This window comes from Azohydromonas sp. (genome assembly GCF_035325925.1).
Classification (GTDB): domain Bacteria; phylum Pseudomonadota; class Gammaproteobacteria; order Burkholderiales; family Burkholderiaceae_C; genus Calidifontimicrobium.
Genome location: NZ_DAOKZA010000060.1, coordinates 6503 through 15838, shown reverse-complemented (window position 1 = coordinate 15838; position 9336 = coordinate 6503). Strand labels below are relative to the sequence as shown.

The 9336-nt window shown below is 71.5% G+C and carries 9 protein-coding genes; 6 read left to right on the top strand and 3 right to left on the bottom strand.

Going from position 1 to position 9336, the window contains the following annotated elements; genetic code table 11:
- The 6 genes from cysC to rfbC all read left to right on the top strand — a co-directional run.
- Positions 1–1597 (top strand): adenylyl-sulfate kinase (cysC, locus tag PKC53_RS16760; RefSeq protein WP_324430679.1); only part of this gene is annotated, 1597 nt, incomplete at its 5' end.
- Positions 1598–1610: 13 nt separating this feature from the next.
- Positions 1611–3341 (top strand): SLC13 family permease, encoded by a 1731-nt coding sequence (locus PKC53_RS16755; RefSeq protein ID WP_324430677.1) that lies wholly within the window; start codon positions 1611–1613, stop codon positions 3339–3341.
- 87 nt (positions 3342–3428) lie between these two features.
- Positions 3429–4487, top strand: coding sequence for a dTDP-glucose 4,6-dehydratase (gene rfbB / locus PKC53_RS16750; protein ID WP_324430675.1), 1059 nt, complete (start codon positions 3429–3431; stop codon positions 4485–4487).
- Positions 4484–5383 carry a dTDP-4-dehydrorhamnose reductase gene (gene rfbD / locus PKC53_RS16745; protein WP_324430673.1) on the top strand — a complete coding sequence of 300 codons (900 nt, stop codon included), beginning with the start codon at positions 4484–4486 and terminating at the stop codon, positions 5381–5383. The genes rfbB and rfbD overlap by 4 nt, the downstream gene beginning before the upstream one ends.
- 15 nt (positions 5384–5398) lie before the next feature.
- A complete protein-coding gene (rfbA, locus tag PKC53_RS16740; protein ID WP_324430670.1) occupies positions 5399–6280 on the top strand; it encodes a glucose-1-phosphate thymidylyltransferase RfbA in 882 nt (293 codons plus the stop codon).
- 17 nt (positions 6281–6297) lie between these two features.
- Complete coding sequence (gene rfbC, locus PKC53_RS16735) at positions 6298–6873, top strand: dTDP-4-dehydrorhamnose 3,5-epimerase (protein WP_324430668.1); 576 nt, start codon at positions 6298–6300, stop codon at positions 6871–6873.
- A 58-nt stretch (positions 6874–6931) separates the two neighbouring features.
- On the opposite strand, the gene PKC53_RS16730 is transcribed toward rfbC, so the two are convergent.
- The 3 genes from PKC53_RS16730 to PKC53_RS16720 all read right to left on the bottom strand — a co-directional run.
- Positions 6932–7429: a TIGR00645 family protein gene (locus tag PKC53_RS16730; protein ID WP_324430666.1), complete on the bottom strand. Its 498-nt coding sequence runs from the start codon at positions 7427–7429 to the stop codon at positions 6932–6934.
- A gap of 201 nt (positions 7430–7630) precedes the next feature.
- Positions 7631–8932 (bottom strand): GNAT family N-acetyltransferase, encoded by a 1302-nt coding sequence (locus PKC53_RS16725; protein ID WP_324430664.1) that lies wholly within the window; start codon positions 8930–8932, stop codon positions 7631–7633.
- Positions 8933–9141: 209 nt separating this feature from the next.
- The coding region (locus PKC53_RS16720) for a tetratricopeptide repeat protein (protein ID WP_324430662.1) at positions 9142–9336 on the bottom strand (195 nt) is incomplete at its 5' end.

Genomic DNA, 9336 nt, shown 5'->3' with positions numbered 1-9336 from the left:
GCGCAAGTTCATCGTCGCTGACACGCCGGGGCACGAGCAGTACACGCGCAACATGATCACCGGCGCGTCGACCGCCGACGTCGCGGTGATCCTGGTCGACGCGCGCAAGGGCGTGCTCACGCAGACGCGGCGCCACAGCCACCTGGTGCACCTGATCGGCATCCGCAAGGTGGTGCTGGCGATCAACAAGATGGACCTGGTCGACTTCTCGGAGAAGGTCTACCACCGCATCGTCGACGAGTACCGCGAGTTCGCGCAGCGCATCGGCCTCGCCGACATCACGCCGATCCCGCTGTCGGCGCTCAAGGGCGACAACATGCTCGCGCACAGCGAGCGCACGCCGTGGTACCGCGGGCCGACGCTGATGGCCTTCCTCGAGACGGTCGAGGTCGACGACGTGCGCCAGCAGGCCGCGCCGCTGCGCCTGCCGGTGCAGTGGGTCAACCGCCCGGACCACGCGTTCCGCGGCTTCGCCGGCACCGTGGCCAGCGGCGTCGTGCGCCCCGGCGACCGCGTGCGCGTGCAGCCCTCGGGGCGCGAGAGCCGCGTGGCGCGCATCGTCACCGCCGACGGCGACCTGCCGCAGGCGGTGGCCGGGCAGTCGGTCACGCTGACGCTCGAAGACGAGGTCGACATCTCGCGCGGCGACGTGATCAGCGCCGCCGACAGCCCGGCCGAGGTCGCCGACCAGTTCGAGTGCACGATCGTGTGGATGGCCGACGAGCCGCTGCTGCCCGGGCGGCAGTACCTGCTCAAGCTCGGCACGCGCACGGTGGGCGCCAGCGTGACCGAGCCGAAGTACAAGGTCAACGTCAACACGATGGAGCACCTGGCGGCCAAGCAGCTCGAGCTCAACGAGATCGGGGTGTGCAACCTGGCGCTCGACCGCCCCGTCGCCTTCGACCCCTACGTCGTCAACCGCGACACCGGCGGGTTCGTCCTGATCGACCGGCTGAGCAACCACACCGTCGGCGCCGGCATGCTGCACTTCGCGCTGCGCCGCGCGCACAACATCCACCTGCAGCACGTCGACGTCGACAAGGCGGCGCGCTCGCGACTCAAGGGGCAGCGCCCGGGGGTGCTGTGGTTCACCGGGCTGTCGGGTTCTGGCAAGTCGACGATCGCCAACCTCGTCGAGAAGCGGCTGCACGCGATGGGCCACCACACCTACCTGCTCGACGGCGACAACGTGCGCCACGGGCTGAACAAGGACCTGGGGTTCACCGAGGCCGACCGGGTCGAGAACATCCGCCGCATCGCCGAGGTCGCGCGGCTGATGGTCGACGCCGGGCTGATCGTGATGACCGCGTTCATCTCGCCGTTCCGCGCCGAGCGCGCGATGGCACGCAGCCTGCTGGCCGAAGGCGAGTTCGTCGAGATCCACGTCGACACCCCGCTCGACGTGGCCGAGGCGCGCGACGTCAAGGGCCTGTACCGCAAGGCGCGCCGCGGCGAGCTGAAGAACTTCACCGGCATCGACTCGCCGTACGAGGCGCCCGAGTCGCCCGAGCTGCGCGTGAACACCACCGACCGCACGCCCGAGCAGGCCGCCGACGCGGTGATCGCGCGCATCCGCGAGCTGGGCCTGATCGCCTGATCGGACGCCGGCCATGACCTGGCAGCAGGCGGTGGTCTTCGCCGCGCTGGCGGTGCTCGTCGTCGAGCTGATCCGCGGCCGGCGCGCGCCGGCCGTGCTGTTCGCGTCGGTGGCCTTCGTGTTCGTGCTGCTCGACCTGGTCGGCCTCGAGCGCGGGCTGGCGCAGTTCACGAACAGCGGGCTGGTGACGGTGGTCGTGCTGCTGCTGCTGTCGGTGGTGCTCGACAAGGCCCATCTGCTCGAGACGCTGGCCGAGCGGCTGGTGCGCGGCGGCTACCGCGGCGCGCTGGTCAGGCTGGTCGCGGCGACGGCGGCGTACTCGGCGCTGCTGAACAACACCGCGGTGGTCGCGTCGCTGATCGGCCCGCTGCGCACGCTGCGCGCGCACCCGGCGTCGCGGCTGCTGATGCCGATGTGCTTCGCCGCGTCGCTGGGTGGCACGCTGACGCTGGTGGGCACGTCGACGAACCTGCTCGTCAACAGCCTGATGATCGGCCGCGACCTGCCGGCGCTGCGGATCTTCGACCTGTTCCCGGTCGGCATCCTGCTCGTCGTCGCCTGCGGCGCGACGATGGTGCTGCTGTACCCGCGGCTGCTGCCGGTGCAGGCGCCCCCGCCGGAGGCGCCGTCGGAGTACTTCGTCGAGGCGACGCTGCGCCCCGACTCGCCGCTGCTGGGGCGCACGGTCGAGCAGGCGGGCCTGCGCAAGCTGGCGCACCTGTACCTGGCCGAGATCGTGCGCGACGGGCACGTGATCGCGCCGGTGCAGCCCGACCGCATGCTGCGGTCGGGCGACCTGCTGGTGTTCACCGGCGACGTGACGCGGCTGGACGTGCTGACGCGCTTCGACGGACTCGAGACGCACGGCCAGCACTACCGGCTGCCGCTGGACAACCTGGTCGAGGTCGTCGTCGCCGCCAACTCCACGCTGGCGCGCCGCACGATCAAGGAGGTCGACTTCCGCGCCCTGTTCGACGCCGCGGTGATCGCGGTGCGCCGCGGCAGCGAGCGCCTGCGCGGGCCGATCGCGAACCTGCCGATCGAGGTCGGCGACACGCTGGTGCTGGCGGTGGGCAGCGACTTCGAGAAGCGCAACAACCTGCAGCGCAACTTCGTCGTCGTCTCGCGGCGCGAGGTGCGCAAGTTCACCGACCCGCGCAAGGGGCTGGTCGCGACCGCGGGTTTCGTCGCGACGATCGCGCTGGCGGCGCTCGGCGTGGTCGACTTCCTGAAGGCGCTGCTGGTGCTGCTGGCGCTGTTCCTGGCGTTCGGTTTCGCGACGGCGGCCGACCTGCGGCGCAACATGCCGTACGCGATCATCCTGATCGTCGCGTCGTCGCTGGTGATCTCGCAGGTCATGGCGGCCACCGGCGCGGCCACGCTGCTGGCCGGCGGCCTGCTGGCCGGCGTCGAGGCGTTCGGGCCGTACGGCGCGCTGGCGATGATCCTCGTCGTGACCTGGCTGCTGACCGAGCTGATGAGCAACAACGCGGCGGCGGCGCTGGCGTTTCCGGTGGCGCTCGGCGTGGCGCAATCGACCGGACTCGACCCCCGGCCGTTCGTGATGGCGGTGATCTACGGCGCGAGCTGCAGCTTCCTGACGCCGTACGGCTACCAGACCAACCTGATGATCATGTCGCCCGGGCGGTACACGCTGCGCGACTACCTGCGTGCCGGCCTGCCGGTGGCGCTGGTGTTCCAGGCGGTGGCGCTGGTGGCGATTCCGGTGTTCTTTCCGCTGTGACGCACGCCGCCGCGGCGCCGGCGGCATCCTGCGTCAGAATGCGCCGCTGATGTCGCGCCGCGTGCGCGGCCGACGGATACGACACCCATGATCCTCGTCACCGGCGGCGCCGGCTTCATCGGCAGCAACTTCGTGCTCGACTGGCTCGCGCAGTGCGACGAGCCGGTGCTCAACCTCGACGCGCTGACCTACGCCGGCAACCTGCGCAACCTCGCGTCGCTGCAGGGCGACGGCAGGCACGTGTTCGTGCACGGCGACATCGGCGACCGCGCGCTGGTCGAGCGGCTGCTCGCCGAGCACCGCCCGCGCGCGATCGTGCACTTCGCCGCCGAGAGCCACGTCGACCGCAGCATCCACGGCCCGGCGGCGTTCGTGAAGACCAACGTCGAGGGCACGTTCGCGCTGCTCGAGGCCGCGCGCGGGCACTGGGGCACGCTCGACGGCGACGCGAGGTCGTCGTTCCGCTTCCTGCACGTCTCGACCGACGAGGTCTACGGCAGCCTGGGCCCGCGCGACGCGGCGTTCACCGAGGAGCACGCGTACCGGCCGAACAGCCCGTACTCGGCGAGCAAAGCCGCCAGCGACCACCTGGTGCGCGCGTGGCACCACACCTACGGCCTGCCGGTGGTGACGACCAACTGCAGCAACAACTACGGCCCGTACCAGTTCCCCGAGAAGCTGATCCCGCTGATGATCGTCAACGCGCTGGCCGGCCAGCCGCTGCCGGTCTACGGCGACGGCATGCAGGTGCGCGACTGGCTTTACGTCGGCGACCACTGCAGCGGCATCCGCGCCGTGCTCGAGCGCGGGCGCATCGGCGAGACCTACAACATCGGCGGCTGGAACGAGAAGCCCAACCGCGACATCGTCGCGACGATCTGCGCGCTGCTCGACGAGCTGCGCCCGGACCCGGCCGGGCCCCACGCGCGGCTGGTCACGCACGTGAGCGACCGCCCGGGCCACGACCGGCGCTACGCGATCGACGCACGCAAGATCGAGCGCGAGCTGGGCTGGCGCCCGGCCGAGACCTTCGACAGCGGCATCCGCAAGACGCTGCGCTGGTACCTCGACCACCCGCAGTGGGTCGCCGAGGTGCGCAGCGGCGCCTACCGCGACTGGCTGGCGACGAACTACGCGCGGCGATGAAGCTGCTGCTGCTCGGCTGCAACGGCCAGGTCGGCTGGGAACTGCAGCGCGCGCTGGCGCCGCTGGGCGAGCTGACCGCGCTGGACTTCGACACCCCCGGGCCGTGGCGCGCCGACTTCTCGCGGCCCGAGGCGCTGCCGGCGCTGATCGGCGCGCTGCGCCCCGACGTCATCGTCAACGCCGCCGCGCACACCGCCGTCGACCGCGCCGAGCGCGAGCCCGAGCTGGCGCGCACGATCAACGCCGCCGCGCCCGGCGTGATCGCGCGCGAGGCCGCGGCGCGGGGTGCGACGCTGGTGCACTACAGCACCGACTACGTGTTCGACGGCAGCGGCGACGCGCCGCGCGCCGAAGACGCACCGGCCGCGCCGCTGTCGGTGTACGGGCGCACCAAGCTCGAAGGCGAGACGCTGATTCGCGCCAGCGGCTGCCGGCACCTGATCCTGCGCACGAGCTGGGTCTACGCGGCGCGCGGCGGCAACTTCGCGCGCACGATGCTCAAGCTCGCCGCGGAGCGCGAGGCGCTGAGCGTGATCGACGACCAGGTCGGCGCGCCCACCGGCGCCGACCTGCTGGCCGACGTCACCGCGCACGCGCTGCGCACGCTCGCCGCGCGGCCCGAACTCGCCGGCACCTACCACTGCGTGGCCGCCGGCGAGACGAGCTGGTTCGGCTACGCGCGCTTCGTCGTCGAGTGGGCGCGCGCGCGCGGCCACCCGATCCGCGTCGCGCCCGACGCGATCCGCCCGACCCCGACCGCGGACTACCCGACGCCGGCGCGGCGGCCGCTGAACTCGCGGCTGGACACGACGAGGCTGCGCCGCGCGTTCGCGCTGCACCTGCCGCCGTGGCAGGCCGGTGTCGAGCGCATGCTCGCCGAAGTCCTCGGCGCCTGACCTCCACGCACATCCATGCAACGCAAAGGCATCATCCTCGCCGGCGGCTCCGGCACCCGGCTGCACCCGGCGACGCTCGCGCTGAGCAAGCAGCTGCTGCCGGTGTACGACAAGCCGATGGTCTACTACCCGCTGTCGACGCTGATGCTGGCCGGCATCCGCGACGTGCTGGTCATCAGCACCCCGCAGGACACGCCGCGCTTCGAGGCGCTGCTCGGCGACGGCAGCCGCTGGGGCATGCACCTGAGCTACTGCGTGCAGCCCAGCCCCGACGGTCTGGCGCAGGCGTTCGTCCTCGGGCGTTCGTTCCTCGGCGGTCGTCCCAGCGCGCTGGTGCTGGGCGACAACATCTTCTACGGCCACGACTTCAAGGCGATGCTCGCGTCGGCGCACGCGCGCGCCGCCGGCGCCACGGTGTTCGCGTACCACGTGCACGACCCCGAGCGCTACGGCGTGGTCGAGTTCGACGCGCAGCGGCGCGCACTGAGCATCGAGGAGAAGCCGAAGGTGCCCAGAAGCCACTACGCGGTCACCGGCCTGTACTTCTACGACGAGCAGGTGTGCGACATCGCCGCATCCATCAAGCCGAGCGCGCGCGGCGAGCTCGAGATCACCGAGGTCAACGCGCGCTACCTGCGACAGGGCCAGCTCGACGTCGAGATCATGGGCCGGGGTTACGCGTGGCTCGACACCGGCACCCACGACAGCCTGCTCGAGGCCGGCCAGTTCATCGCCACGCTCGAGAAGCGCCAGGGCCTGAAGGTGGCGTGCCCGGAGGAGATCGCCTACCGCGCCGGCTGGATCGACGCGTCGCAGCTCGAGCGGCTGGCGCAGCCGATGCTGAAGAACGGCTACGGCGCGTACCTGATGCAGGTGCTCGCCGAGACCGTCTACTGACCGCCGCGGCTGCCGCGATGAAGCTCGTTGCGACCGCCATCGCCGACGTCGTCGTCGTCGAGCCCACCGTGTTCGCCGACGAGCGCGGCTGGTTCATGGAGAGCTACCACCAGCCGCGCTTCGACGCCGCGCTGCGCGAGCTCGGCCTGCCGCCGCCGCGCCCGTTCGTGCAGGACAACCACTCGTGCTCGAAGGCCGGCGTGCTGCGCGGGCTGCACCACCAGCTGCCGCCGCACGCGCAGGGCAAGCTGGTGCGCGTGGTGCGCGGCGCGGCGTTCGACGTCGCCGTCGACATCCGTCGCGGCTCGCCGACCTTCGGCCGCTGGGTCGGCGTCGAGCTCAGCGAGGCGAACCGGCGGCAGCTGTGGATCCCCGAGGGCTTCGCTCACGGCTTCGTCGCGCTGGCCGACGACACGCACTTCCTCTACAAGACGACCGGCGTCTACGCGAAGGACTGCGAACGGGCGATCCGCTGGGACGACCCGGTGATCGGCATCGACTGGCCGCTGCCGCCCGGCGTCGCGCACCCCATCGTCGCACCCAAGGACGCCGCAGCGCCTCGGCTGGCCGACGCCGAGTGCTTCGAACGCTGAGACTCGGCTTGCGGCCGTCGCCCTCGGCTCGCCCAGCCGTGGCGCGGGCTTGGCCGCTTCACTTCAGTCGGCTCATCACCTGCTCGAGGAAGCCGAGCAGCAGCGCCGAGACGACGAACACGACGTGGATGATCGTCATCCACATGATCTTCGCGTTGTCGTACTGCTGCGCGTTGAGGAACACCTGCAGCAGGTGGATCGACGAGATCGCGACGATCGACGAGGCGACCTTGATCTTCAGGCTGCCGGCGTTGAGCTTGCCCAGCCACGAGATGTCGCTCTCGCCCTCGTCGAAGCGGCTGACGAAGTTCTCGTAGCTGGCGATCATCACCATCACGATCAGGCTGGCCACCAGCGCCGAGTCGATCAGCGCCAGCATCGCGAGGATCATGTCGGCGTCGCCGAGCACGAACACGCTGCCCGCGACCTTCGCCAGCTTCGAGACGAACGACACCGCGTAGATCGCCAGCGCGACGCCCAGCCCGATGTAGAAGACCACGAGCAGCCAGCGACCCGCGAGGATCGTGCGCTCCAGGAACAGTTCGATCGTTTTCATCCGCCCCCCGGTCGGTGCCGTGTGTCGACGGCGGGCGATGCTAACCGCGAACGATGCAGGTGGGGCCCGGCGCACCGCGCACGACACGACCCGGCGAGCGCCGCGGAGCCGGCCTCGCCGGGCCGCCGGCGGCGCCCCCAAGTCCCCGAAGGGGCCGCTGCGTGGCCGGCGGAGGCGCCGAAGCGCCACGGGGGATCGACTTCACGCCGCCTGCGGCAGCAGGTCGCGGTGCGTCCGCCCGCCCTCGAGCGCCAGCACGCAGGTGCGCCAGGCCGCGTCGGGCTGGTCGATGCGGAAGCCGTAGACCTGCGACGCGCCGGGGCGCACGCCGCGCACCGCGGCGACCCTCAGCGTCGAGCGCACGCCCAGCCCGAGCTCGACCGTGGCCGTGCCCCAGGTGTCGAGCGGCAGGGGGCGTCGCGCGACGGCCTGGAAGCCCGACAGCGAGACCTCGACCACCTCGAGGTCGATCGTGGCCGTCTCGCCGCCGACGCCGAGCTGCAGCCGCGCCGGGCACTTCAGCGAGTAGCGCTGGTGGCGGCGCAGTGCGATGCCCTGCAGCCTGCCCGACGGCAGCGGCGGCAGCACCGCCTGGTACTCGGGCAGGTCGTAGATCGAATGCAGCAGCACGCGACGGCGCAGGTCCAGCGACTCGAACACGCTCGTGCGCCGGTTGAAGAAGTGATCGAGCAGCTCGGGCGTCATCACCGGGTCGTTGGTGGTGTGGTACGCGCGCGAGGGCAGCGCGATGTTCGGCATGCGCGACTCGACGAAGTAGCGGTGCAGGTTCTTGCGCTCGCACCGGCGCCCGTACAGCGCCTCGAACTCGACGCGCGCGCGCTGCAGGTCCAGCGTCGCGCCCACCGCCGGCGCGCCGTTGGCGAAGTCGTAGCGGTCGACGGCGTGCTGCTGCAGCCGCTCGAACAGCAGCAGCGACTCGTACAGCTCGATCTTGTTCGGGTTGACGGCGATCACCAGGTGCCGCGTGTCGAAGTACTGCGTGCAGTACTCGTACATGAACTTCATCAGCGGGAACAGGATCGCGCCGCCGGTCTTGCGGAACGCCGGGTGCACCGCGAGCGCCGAGATCTCGGCGATGCGGCCCTCGCGCACGCGCACCTGCGACAGGTCGAACACCGACTGCAGCGGGAAGCCGAACACGCCCTCGCGGATCAGCGACATCGTGCCGACGACCTCGCCGTCGAACGTGGCGGCGAGCGTGGTCGTGGTGGGCAGCGCGTGGTAAGGCGTCACGCGCATCCCCGACGGGTCGGGCTGCATGAACCCGCTGGCGACGTAGGCGTCGTGCAGGATGCGGAAACACGCCTCGAGCTCGTCGCGCGTCTCGGCGATCTTCAGCGCCAGGCGCGGGTCGGGACGCGGGTCGCAGTCGATCAGCGAGCGGAACAGCGCGAAGCGCAGCTCGCGCGGCAGGAAGCCGACCGCGTGGCGCACGCCCTCGTGCGCGGCCTTGCGCAGCTGCGAGCGCAGCGACTTCTTCATCGCCGGCACGGCGCCGGCGCGGGGCCGGTGCAGGGCGGTTGGCGGGGGCGCGTGGCGGTCATCGTCGTGCGGCGGGCGGGCCCGCCTGACGGGTTATCGACCGCCGCCGCGGCCCACTTGAGGGCGGCGCAGCGGCCGCGGCCCAATCGAGGCCGGTGCAACCGCCGTCGTCGGCTGGAGGGCCGCCGCGCCGCCCGCAGCCGACCGCGTCAGCCTTCCTTCAGCGACTTCAGCAGCCGCGCGACCTCGGCCTGGCCGTTGAACTTGTCGCCCAGCTGCGCCAGCCCGTTCAGCTCCTTCTCGGCGTCGGCCTTGCGCCCGGCCTTGATGTAGATGTTGGCCAGCGTCAGCTTGAACGCGTGCGCGTTCGGCTGCGCCGCGATGGCCTTCTTCTGCACCTCGAT

Excerpts from the sequence above, each read along its gene's own strand:
- PKC53_RS16755 (WP_324430677.1), top strand. The coding sequence starts at position 1,611 with ATGACCTGGCAGCAGGCGGTGGTCTTCGCCGCGCTGGCGGTGCTCGTC.
- rfbB (WP_324430675.1), top strand. The coding sequence starts at position 3,429 with ATGATCCTCGTCACCGGCGGCGCCGGCTTCATCGGCAGCAACTTCGTG.
- rfbD (WP_324430673.1), top strand. The coding sequence starts at position 4,484 with ATGAAGCTGCTGCTGCTCGGCTGCAACGGCCAGGTCGGCTGGGAACTG.
- rfbA (WP_324430670.1), top strand. The coding sequence starts at position 5,399 with ATGCAACGCAAAGGCATCATCCTCGCCGGCGGCTCCGGCACCCGGCTG.
- rfbC (WP_324430668.1), top strand. The coding sequence starts at position 6,298 with ATGAAGCTCGTTGCGACCGCCATCGCCGACGTCGTCGTCGTCGAGCCC.
- PKC53_RS16730 (WP_324430666.1), bottom strand. The coding sequence starts at position 7,429 with ATGAAAACGATCGAACTGTTCCTGGAGCGCACGATCCTCGCGGGTCGC.
- PKC53_RS16725 (WP_324430664.1), bottom strand. The coding sequence starts at position 8,932 with ATGAAGAAGTCGCTGCGCTCGCAGCTGCGCAAGGCCGCGCACGAGGGC.